Annotated in this window: 19 protein-coding genes; 17 read left to right on the top strand and 2 right to left on the bottom strand. The window is 52.9% G+C overall.

The annotated features are described in order from the left end of the window. The first annotated feature begins 47 nt into the window (after positions 1 to 47). The 17 genes from KNP83_RS12600 to KNP83_RS12520 all read left to right on the top strand — a co-directional run bounded on the left by KNP83_RS12600 (position 48) and on the right by KNP83_RS12520 (position 17179). Positions 48 to 1508: an MDR family MFS transporter gene (locus tag KNP83_RS12600; RefSeq protein ID WP_214762781.1), complete on the top strand. Its 1461-nt coding sequence runs from the start codon at positions 48 to 50 to the stop codon at positions 1506 to 1508. Between the two features lie 35 nt (positions 1509 to 1543). Next, positions 1544 to 2653 carry a PQQ-dependent sugar dehydrogenase gene (locus KNP83_RS12595; protein WP_251139366.1) on the top strand — a complete coding sequence of 370 codons (1110 nt, stop codon included), beginning with the start codon at positions 1544 to 1546 and terminating at the stop codon, positions 2651 to 2653. 95 nt (positions 2654 to 2748) lie between these two features. Then, positions 2749 to 3948, top strand: a complete 1200-nt coding sequence (locus KNP83_RS12590) for a M48 family metallopeptidase (protein WP_214762780.1) — start codon at positions 2749 to 2751, stop codon at positions 3946 to 3948. A 107-nt stretch (positions 3949 to 4055) separates the two neighbouring features. Beyond that, positions 4056 to 5804, top strand: coding sequence for a sensor histidine kinase (locus KNP83_RS12585; RefSeq protein WP_214762779.1), 1749 nt, complete (start codon positions 4056 to 4058; stop codon positions 5802 to 5804). Continuing rightward, on the top strand, positions 5801 to 6508 hold the full coding sequence (locus KNP83_RS12580) for a response regulator transcription factor (RefSeq protein ID WP_214762778.1): 708 nt from the start codon (positions 5801 to 5803) through the stop codon (positions 6506 to 6508). The genes KNP83_RS12585 and KNP83_RS12580 overlap by 4 nt, the downstream gene beginning before the upstream one ends. Positions 6509 to 6523: 15 nt before the next feature. Next, entirely contained in the window at positions 6524 to 7237 is a 714-nt protein-coding gene (gene deoD / locus KNP83_RS12575; RefSeq protein ID WP_214762777.1) for a purine-nucleoside phosphorylase, read from the top strand. 141 nt (positions 7238 to 7378) lie between these two features. Beyond that, complete coding sequence (locus KNP83_RS12570) at positions 7379 to 8536, top strand: MFS transporter (protein WP_214762776.1); 1158 nt, start codon at positions 7379 to 7381, stop codon at positions 8534 to 8536. Between the two features lie 90 nt (positions 8537 to 8626). Next, positions 8627 to 10012, top strand: a complete 1386-nt coding sequence (locus tag KNP83_RS12565) for an aldehyde dehydrogenase (RefSeq protein ID WP_214762775.1) — start codon at positions 8627 to 8629, stop codon at positions 10010 to 10012. A 171-nt stretch (positions 10013 to 10183) separates the two neighbouring features. After that, positions 10184 to 10894 (top strand): Crp/Fnr family transcriptional regulator, encoded by a 711-nt coding sequence (locus KNP83_RS12560; RefSeq protein WP_214762774.1) that lies wholly within the window; start codon positions 10184 to 10186, stop codon positions 10892 to 10894. A 239-nt stretch (positions 10895 to 11133) separates the two neighbouring features. Next, a complete protein-coding gene (locus tag KNP83_RS12555) occupies positions 11134 to 11253 on the top strand; it encodes a cytochrome c oxidase subunit 2A (RefSeq protein WP_232819585.1) in 120 nt (39 codons plus the stop codon). A gap of 21 nt (positions 11254 to 11274) precedes the next feature. After that, positions 11275 to 11748, top strand: coding sequence for a cytochrome c oxidase subunit II (locus KNP83_RS12550; RefSeq protein WP_214762773.1), 474 nt, complete (start codon positions 11275 to 11277; stop codon positions 11746 to 11748). Further along, positions 11745 to 13430, top strand: a complete 1686-nt coding sequence (locus tag KNP83_RS12545; protein ID WP_251139365.1) for a b(o/a)3-type cytochrome-c oxidase subunit 1 — start codon at positions 11745 to 11747, stop codon at positions 13428 to 13430. Before KNP83_RS12550 ends, KNP83_RS12545 begins: the two co-directional genes overlap by 4 nt. Positions 13431 to 13485: 55 nt before the next feature. Continuing rightward, positions 13486 to 14091 (top strand): kinase, encoded by a 606-nt coding sequence (locus KNP83_RS12540; RefSeq protein WP_214762772.1) that lies wholly within the window; start codon positions 13486 to 13488, stop codon positions 14089 to 14091. Between the two features lie 123 nt (positions 14092 to 14214). Beyond that, complete coding sequence (locus KNP83_RS12535) at positions 14215 to 14607, top strand: GntR family transcriptional regulator (RefSeq protein WP_128123737.1); 393 nt, start codon at positions 14215 to 14217, stop codon at positions 14605 to 14607. After that, positions 14585 to 15265 carry an ABC transporter ATP-binding protein gene (locus tag KNP83_RS12530; protein ID WP_214762771.1) on the top strand — a complete coding sequence of 227 codons (681 nt, stop codon included), beginning with the start codon at positions 14585 to 14587 and terminating at the stop codon, positions 15263 to 15265. The genes KNP83_RS12535 and KNP83_RS12530 overlap by 23 nt, the downstream gene beginning before the upstream one ends. Continuing rightward, a complete protein-coding gene (locus tag KNP83_RS12525) occupies positions 15262 to 16068 on the top strand; it encodes a hypothetical protein (protein ID WP_214762770.1) in 807 nt (268 codons plus the stop codon). The genes KNP83_RS12530 and KNP83_RS12525 overlap by 4 nt, the downstream gene beginning before the upstream one ends. Positions 16069 to 16078: 10 nt before the next feature. Then, positions 16079 to 17179 carry a hypothetical protein gene (locus KNP83_RS12520; protein WP_214762769.1) on the top strand — a complete coding sequence of 367 codons (1101 nt, stop codon included), beginning with the start codon at positions 16079 to 16081 and terminating at the stop codon, positions 17177 to 17179. Positions 17180 to 17208: 29 nt separating this feature from the next. Here KNP83_RS12520 and KNP83_RS12515 read toward each other — a convergent pair whose 3' ends face one another. Both KNP83_RS12515 and KNP83_RS12510 read right to left on the bottom strand, forming a co-directional pair. Next, a complete protein-coding gene (locus KNP83_RS12515; RefSeq protein WP_214762768.1) occupies positions 17209 to 17853 on the bottom strand; it encodes a hypothetical protein in 645 nt (214 codons plus the stop codon). Next, positions 17850 to 19016, bottom strand: coding sequence for a DEAD/DEAH box helicase (locus KNP83_RS12510; protein ID WP_214762767.1), 1167 nt, complete (start codon positions 19014 to 19016; stop codon positions 17850 to 17852). The genes KNP83_RS12515 and KNP83_RS12510 overlap by 4 nt, the downstream gene beginning before the upstream one ends. Positions 19017 to 19030 lie beyond the last annotated feature (14 nt).

The raw sequence follows: 19030 nt of genomic DNA, 5'->3' as shown, positions 1-19030 counted from the left end.
TGCTCGGACCTTTCCGGCACCACTATTTTATTGGGGAGATGAAACAAATGAGAAAGAATGTCACGGTCGCATTGTTATTGGCGACTTTTTTAGCGGCGATTGAAGGGACGGTCGTCTCGGTCGCAACACCGGTCATCGCGAGCGAATTGAACGGGGCCGCCCTCGTGAGTTGGGTGTTCGCAGCCTTCTTGCTGTTCACGGCGGTATCGACGCCGATTTACGGAAAAGTGGCCGATTTGTTCGGCCGTAAACGGGTGTTGTTATTCGGGATTGGCTTGTTCACGATTTCCTCGCTTCTTTGCGGCCTCGCCACCTCGATGGAGCAATTGATTGTCTTCCGGGCGCTTCAAGGGCTTGGCGCCGGGGCGGTCTTACCGATTTCGATGACGATCATCGGCGACTTATATAAGTATGAGGAACGTGGCAAGATTCAAGGCATCTTAAGCGCGGTTTGGGGTGTATCGGGTGTACTTGGCCCGGTCATTGGCGGATTCTTGGTCGAGACATTGTCTTGGCGCTACGTCTTTCTCTTGAACGTCCCGTTCGCACTGTTATCGTTCATCATGATCATTGTCTTCTATAAAGAGACGGTGACCGAGACGACGGAGCGGATCGACGTCAAAGGGGCGCTCTTGTTCGCGTTCGGGACGACGGCGTTCTTGTACGGCTTGATCACCTTCAGCGAGACGAACGTCTGGACGCCATCAATCGTTGTCAGTGCCGTGTTCAGTGTCGTGTTGCTCACCAGTTTCTTTTTATCAGAACGGCGTGCGAAAACACCGTTATTGCCACTCGATTTATTGAAACAACCGATCATCGCGTCCATCAATGGTGCCGTCTTCTTCGCGGCATGGGTGCTCGTCTCGATGTCGGCCTATATCCCGATTTGGGCCCAGGCTGTACTTGGTAAATCGGCGACGGAAGCCGGATTCATGCTCATGCCGCTCTCGGTCGCTTGGACGTTCACGTCGATTATCGGAGGTCGCACACTTGGTGTAGCCTCACCGCGTCGTCGTGCTGTGACGGGGATGAGCTTGTTGCTGATGGGAACAATCATCTTGACGTTGCTCACACAATCGAGCTCGGACTTGTTCGTCTATCTCGCCGTGGCCATCATCGGGGTCGGTTTCGGCTTATCGCAGCCGATGTTCATCGTCGTCTTACAGACTGTCGTGTCTTATCGACAACGGGGAACCGCGACGGCAGCGAACTCATTCTTGAGCACCGTAGGCCAGACGCTAGGGGTCGCCGTGTTTGGTGCCGTGTTCAACTTTATCGTCCTCAGCGGTTTCCGTGAGGAGGCCGGGTTAAGCGGTGTCTCCCTCGAATCGTTCTTCAACCGAAGTATGACCGAGGCGCTAAACGCGACCGTCCGGGCACAAGGGGAGCAACTCATCGCCACAGGATTGAATACCGTGTTCATCGGCGCAGCACTCGCCGCGTTCATCGCACTCTTAATTGCACTCCGTTTACCGGCCAGCCCACCCGAACCTTCACGCGATAACTGAAGACACGGTATGATGGGGAAAAGGAGGCGATTCTCTTGAAACGATGGATGCTGATTTTGTCGCTCGTCTTTGTGGCGGGTTGTACGTCAGAGTCGACCGAGACGCCGGAACCCGAACAGGCACCGGTTGAAGAGTCGACCGAAGAAACACCTGTGGAAGAGACACCGGTCGATGAGCCGGCATCGGAAGCAGACGATTCGCTGACATTCGGTGCAACCGAAACGGTCGCTAAAGACTTGAACGCGCCATGGTCGGTAGCACGCACCGAAGACGGATGGCTCATCTCAGAACGCGGCGGTACGATTGCCGTCATCGATGCGGACGGGAATCTCGATCGACAACCCGTCATCTTGGACGAGGACGTACTTGAAATCGGGGAGGGCGGTCTCCTCGGACTCGCCGTGACCGCAGATTTTGCGACGTCGCGCCAACTATACGCCTATCATACGTATGGGACACCTGGTGACGTACTGAACCGGGTCGTCGAGTTGACGTGGAACGGGGAACAGTTCGAAGAGATGGCAGTCGTGCTTGATGAGATTCCAGGAGCCCAGTTCCATAACGGCGGACGATTGCTGCTCGATGGTGACGTGCTTTGGGTCACGACGGGAGATGCGCTCGTGCCAGAATTGGCTCAAGACGAGACATCGATTGCCGGGAAAATACTTCGTGTCCCATTATCGGGTGAAGGAGAACCGGTCGATTGGATTTATTCGTCCGGCCACCGTAATCCACAAGGCTTGACGAACATCGAGGATACGCTCTATGCGAGTGAACATGGGGCGTCCGGTCATGATGAAGTGAACATCATTGAAGAAGGCAACAATTATGGATGGCCGCTCATCGAGGCGGATCAGACGCAAGCTGGTCTTGAGATACCATGGTTCGAAGTCGGAGAGACGTCGTGGGCACCGTCGGGAATCGTCGCCGACGACCGTTACGTCTATATGGCGACGCTTCGTGGGAATCGCCTTGTCGCCATCGACCGGGAATCACGAGAGGTCATCCCGCTCGTCGAAGACAAAGGTCGCATCCGTGACGTTTGGTTGGAGGATGATGGACTTTACTTCATCACGAACAATACGGACGGACGTGGTAACCCTGGAAGTGGAGATGACCAGCTATATCGCCTGACGATTGAATAGAAACTGAGGCCCGTGTCAGTTTCTATTTTTTTTGTTGAATACATCCATTTATCCGGTATAATGGACTTCATATGGAAAATGAAGGGGATTTTTACATGAAACAATCGCAATTGGTACATAAGAATGAAAAATTGTATTTTGGATTGCTCGTCGCCGCCAGCGTGTTGACGGTTATTTTAGGGATTGTCTTCACGATTGCCTCGCTCGGTATCTTTTTGTGGGTGATCGGAACGATTTTAGCACTGTCTCTATTCACACATTGGCTCCAAATCGGATATATTCGCACGAATGGCGTCAAAGTCACGGAGCGACAATTCGCCGACCTGTACCAGACGTATCAGCGTGTTGGACAGGAGATGGGAGTTCGCTTACTCCCGGACGTGTACATTCTTCAAGCCGGAGGCGTCTTGAACGCGTTCGCGACTCGTTTCTTCCAAAAGAACATGGTCATCCTCTATTCGGACGTCGTGGAATTGTCACGCGAAGGGTACGCTAAAGAAGTCGAATTTGTCATTGCGCATGAGTTGGCGCACATTCGCCGCAACCATGTCCAGAAACAATGGGCGATGATGCTCGGCGGCTGGATTCCGTTTTTAGGGTCGGCCTATTCGCGTGCGTGTGAGTTTACGTGTGACCGCATGGCGGCCCACCATATTCAAGACCATTCGGCATCGAAACGTGCCCTCACGATTCTTGCGATTGGTGGAAAGTTGGCAAAAGAAGTGAGTGAGTTTGATTACTTATATGAAGCGAGCCGTGAGAACGGATTTATTGCCAAGTTGAGTGAGCTGTTATCCACGCATCCACCGCTTCCGAAACGGATCGCAGCGATTGCGACGAACGCCGGTGAAACGAACGTTCCGGTCTTCAAGACGGCGGGGTATGTCAAAGGGTCGATTATCGGGACAATCGTATTGAGCGTCGTTGTCAACGTGGCGATTGTCGCTTGGTTGTTCACGAGCGACGGATTGACAGGCTTCTCGGAAGGGTTTGGTTCGCTGGATGGCTTCGCGGAAGAACCAATTCAAGAGCTTGCCTATAATGCTGCAACGTATGAGGAGTTCGAGGTCCTATTGGCAGAAGGGGCCGACGTCAACACACAAGATTTGTACGGTGATACGCCGCTTCATAACTTGCTCTACAATGAAGGCGTCGACATCGATACGGTAGGTTTGTTGCTTGAGAACGGCGCCGACGTCTCGCTCGAGAACCAGGACGGCATGACGCCGGCTGAACTCGCAGCTGATTCCGGGCAACCGAGAGGCATCATCGACTTGATTCAATCATACGAATAACCAACGAGGTTTATGGCCGAAACAACGGTCATAAACCTTTTTATTTTCAATTGTTGCAAACGCTTGCATAAGCCGTGATATAATGACAACGAGGAGGCGATACGCGGATGAGCATTCGGACGAAGCTGACGGGAATGATCGCACTGACGATTATCGTTCCCGTCATTTTGGCGACAATCATTTCGTTTTGGTACATCAAAGACCGGGAGCGGGAAAGGGGGCTTCAGCTCACCGAATGGTCACTTGAACGTGGAACGCTGCAAATGGAGCGATATGTCTCGGATTTGAGCCGTTTGCCGACGAGTCTGTATGCGAATCGGGACGTGCTCGATATTCTCGAGTACGGGCCGGGACTGTCGCTCGAACAGACCGAACTCGAGGTCCGACGGGCGCTGCTCGGGATGTATTTATCCCGTGAGGATGTGGCCCAAATCCAACTACTCATGCTCGAGGACATGGACTCGTTCGCCGCCTATAAGATGAAAGTGTCCCCCCGCTCGAAACGTGAGCCGAGCGCGATTCAACAACAGCTATTGAAGTACGAGGAGAGTCGCGTCTTGCTCGAGGCCTCACATCCGCTCGTGCCGTATCATGATTTCGGTCCGCTCGTCTCAGAAGAGGAAGTCGTCACGCTCCATTTCCGACTCGATAAAATCGAGACGGATCAACCGCTCGCGATTTTGTCGATTGATATCCCAGAAGAGGTCTTCATCGGTCAGCTCGCCTCGCTACAGAACAATCCGAGCGAGAGCCTTTGGTTCGTCGGGGGCGGCAATCAAGTGTTCGCGCAACTCGGTGACGGTGACATCCCGCAAAATGGATCGACTAACTCGCTGTCGAGCGATGGGAAGCATCATCGCATCGTCAAATCGTTCGAATTCGAGAATCAGACGTTCTACGTCGGGAAATCGATACCGGATCGCCTGTTGACCGAGCCGGCGTCGAGGACGTCATTCATCATCTTTGTCGTCGGGATGGTGTCGCTCATATTGGCATTGATTGGGGCGACCTACGCCTCGATGCGTTTGACGACGCCGATTAAGACGCTCACTTCGAACATTTGGCGAATCGAACAAGGAGATATGACGGTCTCGTTCGATTCCCTCGGAAATGATGAGTTCGGCGTGCTCGGACGCCAATTCAAACGGATGATTGAACGAATCGATGATTTGATTCAACGCGAATACCGATTGGCGCTCGAGAATCGGACGAATGAGCTAAGGGCGCTCCAAGCCCAGACGAATCCCCACTTCTTGTTCAACGCCCTGCAATCGATTGGGACGCTCGCGCTGAAAGGGGACGGCAAGACGGTGTATCGGTTGATCACTCAACTGTCTTCGATGATGCGCTATACGATGCATCCTGACGAGTCGCTCGTGACGCTGAAGCGGGAAGTCGACCATTTAACCTCATACGTGCGGCTGCAGCAAGTGCGTTTTCCTGATCAATTCGAGGTCGAGGTCGATGTGCCGAACGCGCTCCATGACTTTATTGTCCCGAAGATGATTTTACAACCGCTCGCCGAGAACTTTTTCAAGCATGGGTTTGAGCGCGACGGTGCGACAGCGGCCAACCGTTTTTCGGTGCGAATTCATCAAGCGGGACCAAATCTTGTGATTCATTGTGAGAATAGCGGACGCGACATTCCGGAGGAAGAGTTGGCACTTTTGAAAGAACGGATCGAAGTATCGACCCAGCCATTGAATGGGGCGGAAGGCACCGGTTTAAAGAACATTCGGGATCGACTCATGTTAAACTATAATCGGGAGGCTCAGTTTATGTTGGCTACACCAGAGACAGGCGGATTTCGTATTGTCATGTGTTTCCCGGCCGTAAAGGAGGCGGATGCGTCATGACAAAAGTGTTGATTGTGGATGATGAGTCGCCGGTACGGGAAGCGGTGAAACTACTCGGGGAGTGGGAACGGCTCGGCGTCACGAAAGTGATGGAGGCACAAGACGGGGAAGAAGCGAAACGAATCATCGCCAAAGAACGACCGTCGTTGATTTTGTCGGACCTGCAAATGCCTCGATGTAACGGCATCGAGTTGATGGAATGGGTCCATACGGAGGCGGAGACGGTCAAACTGATCGTCTTGACGGGCTATGACGAATATTCGTACATGCGGCGTGCAATTCAGCTCGGCAGTTTCGATTACTTGTTGAAGCCGATTGACCCGGACGTGTTGAACGAGACGCTCGCACGTGCCCTCGCCGACGTCACTCCTGACGAAGACGATCCGATTCTACAGATTGGCGCGTTCATCGAACGCCATTATGCGGAAGAACTCAGCTTACAAGGGATGAGTGAGCGCTTTTACTTGAGCCGCGAATACATATCGCGTCGCTTCAAACAGCAGTACGGCGTCAACTTATCCGACTACTTGCTGTCGATCCGGATGCTCGAGGCGAAACGTCTCCTTGAGACGAGTAGACAACGTATTTATGAAGTCGCCCAAGCGGTCGGCTTTTCGGATGATAAGTATTTCCGGAAAGTCTTCAAAAAACAGATTGGCATCACCCCGAATGAATATCGGGAGCAGTGCCAACGATTATCTTGAAGGAGGAATTTAATCATGAGTGTACACATTGGGGCAGAAGCAGGACAAATCGCAGAAACGGTATTATTGCCAGGAGATCCGTTGCGTGCGAAATATATCGCGGAGACGTTCCTCGAGGACGTCGAGTTATACAACGAAGTACGCGGCATGTATGGCTTCACTGGGACGTATAAAGGGAAGCGCATTTCTGTTCAAGGGACGGGGATGGGTGTTCCGTCGATGTCGATTTACGTGAACGAATTGATTATGTCATACGGTGCCAAAAACTTGATTCGTGTCGGTACCGCCGGCGGGATTCAGGAGGACGTCAAAGTACGTGACGTCGTCATCGCGATGAGCGCCTCGAGTGAGATGGCCCAAAACCGGGTTCGTTTCAACGGCATGGACTATGCACCGACAGCGACGTTCGACCTCCTACATCGTGCGTATATGAACGCCGAGAAAGCGGGCATCCCGGTCAAAGTCGGTCAAATCTTTACAGCCGACCAGTTCTACCAAGATGATTTCCACCATTTCAAGAAGTGGGCCGACTTCGGTTGCCTCGCCATCGAGATGGAAGCGGCAGGTCTCTACACACTCGCTGCGAAACATAAAGTGAACGCGTTGACGATTCTCACGATCTCAGACCACTTGTTGACAGGGGAAGAGACGACTTCGGAAGAGCGTCAGTCGACGTTTGACGAGATGATTCGTGTCGCACTCGACACAGCGGTCGAAGTCACAAATTAATGAGCGCGCCTTACAGACCACTGGTTTGTAAGGCGTTTTTGTGTCCGCGCGCCTTCCCGTGTATACAAAGTGAAACCGGCAGGCTAGACTGAAGCTGAAACGAACAGTTCCCGCAGCGGGCTGGATCAAGGAGTTGTGACCATGAATAAAGCGTCCGCGTTTGTCATTTATAGTATCGTCTTTTTTGCCTTCTTTGATTTATTCGCCCAGCTACCGGTCATGAGCACGTTTGCGACATCGGTCGGCGCGACACCGTTCCTCGCAGGGCTCGTCATCGCCATCTACTCGTTGTCGAACACGTTCGGCAACATTTTATCTGGCATCTGGACCGACCGGATCGGTCCGATCGTCATTTTGCTCGTCGGTCTCGTGCTGTCGAGCCTCAGTCTCGTGTCGTACCACCTCGTCGACACGGCGACGGCACTGTTGATTGTCCGGGTCGCGCACGGCTTCGTCGCCGGTTTGATTGTTCCGGCAGCGTTCACGTTGTCCGCCAATCTGACCGCCGCGAACCGACAAGGTAAAAAGGTGGCGTTGACCGGTAGTTTTGTCGGCTTGGCAGCCATCGTCGGCCCGGCGTTCAGCGGCATCATGGCTAGCCAGACGACGGTCCCTGTCGTCTTCACGTACGTCGCGCTGTTCGGGTTGGCGGTCGCGCTCCTCGCGCTCGTCTTTTTGCGCCCGTCGAAGTTGATGCTTGAGACGTCGCATCGTGCAGAGGAGGGGACGTCGCGGCTCGAGCGAGACGTGGTGAAGGCGTATATCGGTGCCTTCCTCCTGATGTTCTCACAGGGGGCGATTGCGTACTTGCTTCCCCTTTACGTGCAATCGCTCGGGTACGACTCCCGTTTGAGCGGGACGTTGCTCAGCACGTTTGGCATCATGGCGGTGCTCGTGTTCGTCTTGCCGACGAACCGCTTGTTCGACCAAGTCGAGCCGGCCAAATTGGCAGCGCTCGGTGTCGGGATTCTCGGGGTGAGCCAACTGTTGATTGGTCAATCTGAGACGTCGCTCCTCTTGTACGGTGTCCTCGCCTTGTATGGCATCGGGTTCGCCATCTTATTCCCGGCCGTCAACACAATGTTGATTAAAGCGACGAATCAGACCAATCGCGGCAAGTCGTACGGCTATTTTTATGCGTTCTTCTCGCTCGGTACGGTGACGGGATCGGCGTTGTTAGGTTGGCTCCCGGTTTCGCTGACGCAAAAGTTTACGGTGACGGGTGGTATCTTGCTCCTCGCCGGTTTGATTTTTGTCGTCATGCAACAAACGAAGAAATGGGACGTGCCTGTCAGATAGGACGGACGTGCCTCGAAGGTTCAAAATGGTCGCTGACCGAGTGAAGATGATAAGATGGAGCTAGCGTTATCATCCAAGGGAGGCAGATTTATGCTCGCACCAATCGAACAGTTGACCATCGAAGAGCTTATTCGTAAACAGCGTCGCTTCTTTCGGACGCAAGCGACCAAGTCGCTCGCATTCCGACTCAGCATGTTGACGTTCTTGAAAGAATCGATCAAGCATCATGAAGCTGAGATTCTTCAAGCGTTGGAGCAGGATTTGAACAAATCAGAACTCGACGCGTTCACGACTGAGATCGGTTTCGTCTATGACGAAATCACTCGGACGATGCGTGAGTTGAAGCGTTGGATGCGCCCGAAACGTGTCCGTGGCGCCTCAATCCATCTCGGAACGCAAAGTGAGGTCATGTATGAACCTTACGGAACGGTACTCGTGATCGCCCCATGGAACTATCCGTTTCAACTGGCGATGGCGCCGCTCATCGGAGCGATTGCCGCCGGGAACACGGCTGTCGTGAAGCCTTCGGAATTGACACCGAACGTCGCCCAAATGATCACGAAAGTGCTCGAGCGGGCGTTCACCGACCGCTACGTCGTCAGCGTCGAAGGGGATAAGGACGTGGCGACCGAGTTGCTCGCCCAGAAGTGGGACCATATCTTCTTCACCGGGTCGACACCGGTCGGCAAAATCGTCATGAAGGCGGCGGCGAAGCATTTAACGCCGGTCACGCTCGAGCTCGGTGGGAAATCACCGGCCATCGTCCATGACGATGCCAATATCGAGATTGCGGCCAAGCGTATCGCCTGGGGCAAATGGATGAACGCCGGGCAGACATGCGTCGCCCCGGATTACGTCCTCGTCCATGAATCCAAACGGGAGGCGTTCCTCGAGGCCATCAAACGGGAGGCGTTCACGATGTTCGGGAACGGCGTCGGGACGAAACGGTTCACACGAATCGTCAATGAGACCCACTTCGACCGCTTGACCGGATATTTGACAGAAGGAAACGTTTACTTCGGAGGACAGACGGACCGGGACCAATTGAAGATTGCCCCGACCGTGATGACGGACATCGAAGAGGGTGCGGACGTCATGAAAGATGAGATTTTCGGACCGATTCTACCAGTCCTCACGTACCGGCAACTCGACGAAGTGATTGAGTTCGTGTCATCGCGCCCACATCCGCTCGCGCTCTATTTGTTCACCGAGACGAAAGCGGTGGAGCAGACCGTGATGAAACATCTCACGTTTGGCGGAGGCTGCGTCAATGACGTGCTCATGCATTTGACTAACCCGAACCTGCCGTTCGGCGGCGTCGGTGAGAGCGGGATGGGTTCGTATCACGGACGTTATAGCTTTGAGACGTTCAGTCACGCCAAATCGATTTTACGAAATACGACGAAGTTCGATTTACCGATTCGTTACCCGAATTTCAAGGCGGCCGAGAAGTTGATTCGACTCGTCTACCGTTGATTCGACTAGACTGCAGGGAGCCTGCAGTCTTTTTTGTGCCCACAGAATAAGAAGATTGTTTGAAATGTCACATACTTTTATGAAACTAGCTCTAGACGTCTTGTATAATATAGCCATACACATGACGTACGAGACTTAATCGGTCTACGATTAGTGGAGGGAGCAGACAACATGACCATGAAATGCGGAACGACCAAACCGAACAGCTTTGTCTTTTCGCAAGAGACGAAACAGCTCTTGCTCGAGATGATGACGTTTCAGGATCATTCGAAAGGGAGCATCGTTTGTTGGGAAGGCGAGAAGTGCAACAAGTTCTTTTATTTGAAGAGCGGTTCCGTCAAATTCACGAAGCTGACGAAAAAAGGGAGCGCGCTCATCATGTTCATGTATGGGGCGGACGACTTCTTCGGGGAGTTCGATATCGATGAGGTGTTCCCGAGCTCATATAGCATCGAGACGACAACGGACAGCGTCATTGGTTGGATCTCGAAGCAAGAGATGGATGAACTCGTGCGGCGCGATGCGCAGTTGGCCACTGAAGTACTACGATGGACGTCGATGATGCGCAAGCAGTCCGAGATGAAACTACGTGACTTGCTGCTTTACGGAAAACCGGGTGCACTCGCCTCCACGTTATTGCGCATGGCGGCGATGGACGGTGTCGAGTCAGCAGAAGGGATCATCGTACCGAAACATCCGTCAGACGGGGAGCTCGGCCAGCTGATCGGTGCACCTCGCGAGACGGTCAATCGGATGATGAACCAGTGGCGGAAGGAAGGCATGTTGACGACGACGGGGACCGAGATGATTTTGCATAACATCGATTTCTTGAAAGAGCTCTGTTATTGTGAAGGCTGTCCTGCCGGCATCTGTCGGCTTTGATATTCAAGTGTTGCCACATTTTTTCTTGTCACAGTGTGCGCAAACGAACAGGTGATTGACTCGACCGCTGTCGGGACGATCGCCTTTTTTGTATGGCTTTGTATCAAATGTGAACTTTATGTGTGGAAACTACGCAAATTTGATGTGATTGTCACTTTTGGAGTGATAAATGTCACATATTAATCCTCATCCCATTTCATACAATAAAAGTGGAAATCAAAGGGAAAGGGGTCCTTCACGTGGAGAAAAACGATGGACAAGAACCGAACTTAAAAGGCACGTTCACATCGGTCATGATTGTCGCGGGCGTCATCATTGCCATGTGGTCGTCGGTGTTTTACTTATTTGTGACGCGATAACGAGCAGGAGGAGAGCAGCATATGCATATTCATAAACTTGAGAAATATTGGCTTGTATTCGGCATCATTCTATTAGGCGTGTTTTTGACTGTACTTGGCATCTCTGCCTTTGCCGCAGGCAATCAACCGGCCTCGGACGCGGATTTGATCGATCCGGCGAAAGTACATCAAACCGCCCCGTTCGACAAACCGGGACTTCATAAAATTGACGATAACGAATATGAACTCGTCATGGTCGCGCAAGCGTTCACGTTCACGCCGGGCAACGTCGAGATTCCAAAAGGGGCGAAAGTCACGTTTCTCGTCACATCACCGGACGTCGTCCATGGTTTCCAGTTGACGGGCACACCGGTCAATATGATGGTCGTACCCGGTCATATCAACTCGCTCACGTATACGTTTGATGAAGCGGGCGAATATTTAATCCTTTGTAACGAATATTGTGGGACCGGACATCACATGATGTCGACAAAAATTAAGGTGGTGGCTAAATGAACGACGTAGCCTCGAAATTAAAACAGTGGGAGATGGAACGCGGTGTACCGGTGCCGAGCATCGGTGCGAAAGAAGCACGCCTTGCCTATGCGCACGTCGTCATCTCGGTCCTCGCCGTCTTGATCGGTGGATTAGCCGGTCTCATGCAGACGCTCATCCGGACAGGGGTCATCCCGGAAGTATTCGGCTATTATCAACTGTTGACGGCCCACGGTATCATGCTCGGCCTCGTATTCACGACGATGTTTATCATCGGTCTGCTCTACGCGCTCCTCGCCAAGTCGTTCGGACGCTTTGAATCGTTCCCGACGCGAGTCGCTTGGCTCGGATTTTGGATGATTATCGCCGGGGCCGTGCTCGTCACGATCATGGTGCTCGCCAACAAAGCGACCGTGCTCTACACGTTCTATGCACCGCTTATGGCCGACCCGGTGTTCTATATCGGTCTCGTCTTGTTCGTCGTCGGGACGTGGTTGTCGGCGTTCGCCATGTTCCGGATGTATGCGGACTATAAACGGGAGAATCCAGGCGTTCATCCGCCGCTCCCAGCGTATATGAGTATCATGACGATGCTCTTGTGGGTCATCGCCACGCTCGGTGTCGCCGGGACGATTTTATTTCAACTGCTCCCGCTCTCCCTCGGCTGGAAAGACACGGTCGGAATCGAGTTGAGCCGGACCCTGTTCTGGTACTTCGGTCATCCGCTCGTCTATTTCTGGCTCATGCCGGCATATATCGTCTGGTATACGGTCGTGCCGAAAGTCATCGGCGGCAAAATCTTCTCGGACGCGCTCGCACGGATGGCATTCTTGTTGTTCCTGTTATTCTCATTTCCGGTCGGTTTCCACCACCAATTGACGGAACCGGGGATTGAGCCGTTCTGGAAGTTCGTCCAAGTCATCTTGACGTTCCTCGTCGTCATCCCGTCGTTCATGACGGCGTTCTCACTCTTCGCGACGTTTGAGTTGCGCGGTCGGGCCCTTGGAGCTCGCGGTCTCTTTGGTTGGGTCAAGAAGATGCCGTACAGAGATGTCCGTTTCCTCGCTCCGTTCGTTGGCATGTTGTTCTTCATTCCGGCCGGGGCCGGCGGCATCATCAACGCATCGCACCAATTGAACGCGATGGTCCACAACACGCTTTGGGTCACGGGCCACTTCCATATCACGGTCGGGACGGCCGTCGCCTTGACGTTCTTCGGAACGGCATATTGGCTCGTGCCGGTATTGCGCGGCCGCACGCTCACGAAAGCGATGAATCGCCTCGGATTGATTCAAGCGGGCACGTGGGCGTTCGGGATGTCAATCATGTCCTACGCGATGCACATCTCGGGATTACAAGGGAACCCGCGTCGGACCGGTCCGGCGACGTACTTCTCGGACGCGCTCACGCACGAATGGATCCCATACCACATCGCGATGGCGATCGGCGGAACGATCCTGTTGATCTCGGTCCTCATCTTCGTCTATTCGATGTTCAACTTGTCGTTCCTCGCGCCGAAAGGCGAAGAGGAGTTCCCGCTCGCCGAGACGGAAGAGGCGGCGATGGAGACACCGCGTTTCTTCGAGAACTGGAAGCTTTGGATCACGGTTACATTCGTCTTGATCGCCTTCGCTTATACGATTCCAATTTGGCACTTGATTGAGAGTGCACCGCCGGGAGCGAAAGGTTGGGTGCTCTGGTAAACTGAAGTCAGCCCTGTATTTTAGGGCTGACTTTTTCATGTGGGGAGATGGGAAAATGGAGCGACTTCGAACAGATATTCACCGTGCATATACGGAACGCAAGGCAGACCGGCCGTTCCTCGTCGCCATCGACGGATTGAGTGGGGCGGGGAAGACGACACTGGTTGAACAACTGCGCGGGACCGCACCGAGTGAAGTGGTGTTCCATATAGACGACTTCATCGTCGAGCGGCACCGACGTTACGCGACGGGGCAGTCAGAGGCGATGGAATATTATGCGCTCCAATGGGATGTCGACTTGCTCGTGGAGACCTTGTTCAAACCGCTTCGGGAAGGGCAGACGAATCTGACGTTGCCGTATTATGAGCGCGATCGGGACGAAATCGTCATGCGACCACTCGAGGTCGCAGCCGATGCACTCATCCTGATTGAAGGCATTTTTTTACTCCGTGACGAATGGCACGCTTACTTCGATTACGTCGTCTATCTCGACTGTCCGCAGGAGGTCCGTTATGAACGTGTGCTGCATCGAGATACGTATATCGGTGACTTGGCGGAGCGGCTCGCCAAGTACGAACGCCGGTATTGGCTAGGGGAGGCGCATTATCTGAAGACCATCAACCCGAAAGATAAGGCTGATCGAATTGTCCAATCCAGTTGACGCATCCATATATAGGCGGGTGCGTTTTTGTTTTGGGAAAAACTGTTGACTCGTTAGTGTATTATGATGATAATACAGTTAGATAGTGTATTAGACTCATCATACACTTAGAGAGGTGACAACATGATCATACAATTCAACACGAGAGCCCCGGTTTATATGCAAGTCGTCGATTACTTCAAAAAGAAGATGGCGCTTGGTGAACTGCAGGCGGGCGAAGAGATGCCGTCGCGACGCGAGCTCGCGACCGAACTGAAAATCAATCCGAACACCGTCCAAAAGGCGTTCAAGGAGATGGAGGAACAACAATTGATTACGACCGAACGCAACCGTCCGAGCCGCGTGACGACCGATGAACACGTATTGAAACGCATCCGGACGGAACTTGTCGATGAGGCGGTCGCCGTCTTCGTCGAATCGATTCAAGAACTCGATGTCACGATGGATGAGCTTGTCGATAAAATCAAACGGCAATACGGGGAGGGGAATCTCGATGATCGAAGTACTGGGAGTTAAGAAACGTTACCGCAAAAAGCAAGTTATCGAAGACGTATCGTTCACGGCCCAAAAAGGGGAAATCACGTGTTTAATCGGATTGAACGGTACCGGGAAATCGACGATTTTAAAAGGCATCATGGGACTGACGCCATTCGACAAGGGAACGGTGCTCGTCGACGGCAAACCGATTGATTTGAATCGCGTCGCGTTCGTACCGGACCATTCGACGTTCCCGATTCATTTTACGATTGAACAGTGCGAGGCATTTATGCGCGATTTTTATCCAACGTTCGACCCGAACTTGTTCGCCCGTCTCGTCGATGAGTTTAAGCTGTTCCCGGAGGACAAGTTAAACGAGCTGTCGAAAGGGACGCTCGCCAAAGTGAATTTGGCGCTTGGGATTGCGCAAGACCCGGATTATTTGTTGCTCGATGAACCGTTCTCGGGCATCGACGTGTTCTCGAAAGAACAGATCGTCGAGTTGTTCTCGAGTGACATCATGGAAGACCGCGGTGTCTTGATTACGACGCACGAGATTGAAGATATCGAATACTTGGTCGACAAGGCCGTTATGTTGAACCGCGGTCGGATCGTCCGTGAGTTCGACGTCGAGGACGTCCGCTTCATTCATGGGAAGTCAATCGTCGATGTCATGAGAGAGGAGTACGGCGCATGAACTTATTGAAATTACTCGGATGGGAAGTCGAGCGGATGACGAAACCGTATCTCATCTTGATCACACTGCTCGTCGTCACCCAGTTCACCTGGCTTGGGGTCTTTCTTTGGAGTGAGACGAACATGTATGAAGAGATTCGTCGTACCGGTACGCCGGATTACGTCTTGACGTTCGGCAATTATATTGGTGGGGTGCCGTTCATTTTGTCAATTGGGGTGGCCGTCGCTGCGATGTTGCTCTATAGCTTTTGGATTTGGTATCGCGACTTCCAAGGTCGTGGGACGTTCATGATGCGCTTATTGCTCATGCCGCAACAACGGATGCTCGTCTTTGGTGCGAAGCTCGCAACGATGATGTTGATGGTGCTCGGTCTCTTATCGGTTCAATGGATTGCGCTCAAACTTCAGTACATAGCGTTCACCGGATGGTTTGATTCCCAGATGATTCCGGTGAGCGGGACGTTCGAACAAGCGATTCGCTTCGATGGGGCGCTCTCCGTCATGTATCCCGCCTCATTCGTCAATTTTCTGATTCATCAAGTACTGATTGTGCTTGTCATCTTATACATTTTCGCGTTCGTATTGATGGAACGGAGCCTTTGGCAACGGACATTATGGGCGCCTATCCTTGCGATGTTGATTCTCGGGACGCTGATTCTCGTTCCTGTGCTGACGTTCTATTTCCTAGAAAACCGGTTGTTCATGGACGAGTTGATGCTTTTGATTTTGCTCGGTTTGATTGGATGGATGACTGCGGCAATCTGGATTGCTCGTCGTTACTTGACGAAGAAACTAAGTGTGTGAGGTGAAACGTATGAAACGAATGTGGAATGTGGCCGCGCTCGGAGCGGTTGTGATCATCGGTCTTGGGACGTTTGCTGTCGATATGCGGGACACAAAAGCCGAGTGGGAGTTGGCCGTCACGTCGAATCCAGAGATTTGGGAAGAGCAGACGATAAACTTGTACTACAATACGGAAGAGGGAGACAAGGAACGTTTTGACTTGACGACCGATGGGAGTCGTGTGACGACAAATTTGAGTTATATCGAACAGGCGTTGGCGTATGAAGACGAGGTCGATTCTTCCGTTCGCGGATTTTATCGACAGCTCTCGGGTCTAACGTTCGTACAATCGATTCGGACACCTGACGGCTATATTGGGGTCGGTCAGAATGGCAATAAAGAGATTATCGTATTCCGATTGAACGGAGAAGACGTGACCAAACACGTTTTCGGTAAAGACGTCAACGGTTCGGCGGAAATCATGGATAGCCCTTGGGCGGGTCTGTTCGTTCATGATGGAAACATACATGTCATTTATCGCAACGGATATGGGGGAAATGCAGAAACGAAAATCGCCAAGTTCGATGAGGACGCGAAACAGATCACGATGGAAAGTTTGGAGCTGGGAGACGAGGCGATTTCCACGGTAAGAGGAACTTCTTGGGCCTTCCGTCCTTATATGGCGACGATTGCCGCTGACAATCGATTCATCCCAGTTGACATGACCGAACAGACGACCGTCACCGAAGGCGGAGAATCATATGTTAGCGAGCAGGACAAAGTTGGAGTTTATGCATACGATGTGGACACGAAGCAAGTGATTGAATTGACGCCGGACGCAGACATGTGGAATTCGACCGTCTATGATGATCGATTGATCGCCTTGCAGGAAGATGGGACCGAGCTCGTCGTCGACTTGAAGACGGGGAAGAAATCGACGCGACAAGTCATCGATGGCTCGGTTGGCACGACGTCATATGTCGGTGACCAACTGTATCACGCGCGCCCGACGAAAGACGGGGCCGTCATCGACGTCTATCAAGACGGAAAAGCCATCTCGAGCGCTGTCGTGAAAGCGACGAACGAAGAGGCGAAAGCGTTGGTGTCCAACACAGAATATTATGTGGACTAACAAATAACCGAGAGGCGGCCGCCTCTCGGTTATTTTGATGGTTTCGGGACGATAACCCCGTCTTCTAAATCGAGCAACATATCAATCAGTTCTGCACAGAACTCTGGGAACTGGTCGAGGAACGCACCCGGACCGACCTCGTCGGTGAAGTCGATATACAGGTCCGACACGTTACCGGCCATCTTCGCCGGAAGGGCGAGGAATGCCGATCCGAAACGCCAGCTGCCACGGATGTCGAGCAGTTTGCCGAGCATGATGTCGCCGACCTCACGTTTTTCCGGGAGGTTGACGCGATACGTCTCTTTCGTCTCCCAGTCGCGTAAGCCGTCGTCCTCGGTCACTTCAAACACCGAGCAACGTGGGACTGCCAAACCACGTAGTGCGTGATACAAGGCCGGGGACATGTCGTTTTTTTGATCCGCCAAGTAGCGGCCGTGCGGTGTCATCCCGTCCTCGTCCGTCTCGAAGAAGACGGCCCAGTCGATGAACAGGTCGCGGAACAGCTCGGCGTCTTTCAACTGCCACGTGCCTTCCGAGGCGATTTCTTGAATATAGTTTGTCCAATGTGTGCTGCGCGCGAGCGCGGCTTGCTCATATAACTTTTTTAGCTCGGCCAGCAATTCGGACTCTTCTACAAGCAAAGGGAATGGAATTACTTTCCGGTCTTTTTTCATCGGCGCGGTCCTCGTTTGTTCGCAGGGCGCTTCACGACCGGCGGTTTATCCTCGATGCGTTTCTCGATGACATCGCCACGGTAAATCTCGAGTTCTTTCAATTCGACGCCGAGTTGGCGGGCGAACGATTTCAAGTGCGTCAAGTCTTCCTCCGTCACGAGCGAGAGCACGGTACCGGCTGCATTGCCGCGTGCCGTCCGGCCCGAGCGGTGAATGAAGTCATCGATCGATTCCGGCAAGTCGAAGTGGACGACGTGCGTCACTTCTTCGATGTCGAGACCGCGGGCGGCGAGACCCGTCGTGATGAGGAGCGGATAATCGCCTTTGCGGAACTCGCGGAGCGTCTCCACGCGTTCACGTTTCCCTTTCAAGCTGTCGAGCATGCGGTAGTTCACTTTCATCTTGTCGAGCTCGCCGCGGAGCGGCGGCAAGAACGAGCGGTTGTTAATGAAAGCGAGCGCTTTGACGCCGTTGACGTGTGACAAACGGCGAAGCAATTCTGGCTTATAGCGGCGCGTCGTCAACATGTAGCCGTACGTCACTTTTTCACTTACGGCCCGTTCAATTTTCACATGGCCTGGTTCGTTCAAGAACGGGGCAGCCCATTCTTGGAGCGTATCCGTTAGCGTCGCCGATACGAGGGCGATTTGATGCTCGTGCGCCGTGTGTTTGATGATGCGCTCGGCAGCCTCAGTCAAACCGCTATCGATGATTTGGTCGGCTTCATCGAGGACAATCGTGTGCGTCTCATGAAGCTTCAATTTTTTCTTGTCGATGAGCTCGACGAGTCGGCCCGGTGTCCCGACAATCAAATGCGGCTTTTTCTTCAAGCGGTCGATTTGACGTTTCAACTCGACACCACCGATGAACGAGGCGATGCGGACGTCACCTTTCTCGGTGAAGCGTTGTGCGACCGTCTGAATCTGCATGACGAGTTCACGCGTCGGCGCGACGATGACGACTTGAATCCGATCGTTCGAAGCGTCGATCTTTTCAATGGCGGGTAACAAATAAGCAAGAGTCTTCCCGGTACCTGTCGGCGCTTCGATCGTGACGTCTTTTCCGTCTAACAGAAGCGGGAACGCTTCGGCTTGAACCGGCATCGGTTCAGTGAAGCCGAGGCGATCCCAGGCTTCGTTAATAAATGGTTTTGTAAAGTTCATATCATTTCTCCTTA

The sequence above is a fragment of the Exiguobacterium sp. s146 genome (genome assembly GCF_018618415.1).
Lineage (GTDB): Bacteria > Bacillota > Bacilli > Exiguobacteriales > Exiguobacteriaceae > Exiguobacterium.
The sequence above is the reverse complement of the archived record's forward strand: the minus strand, read 5'-3'. Positions and strand labels throughout refer to the sequence as shown.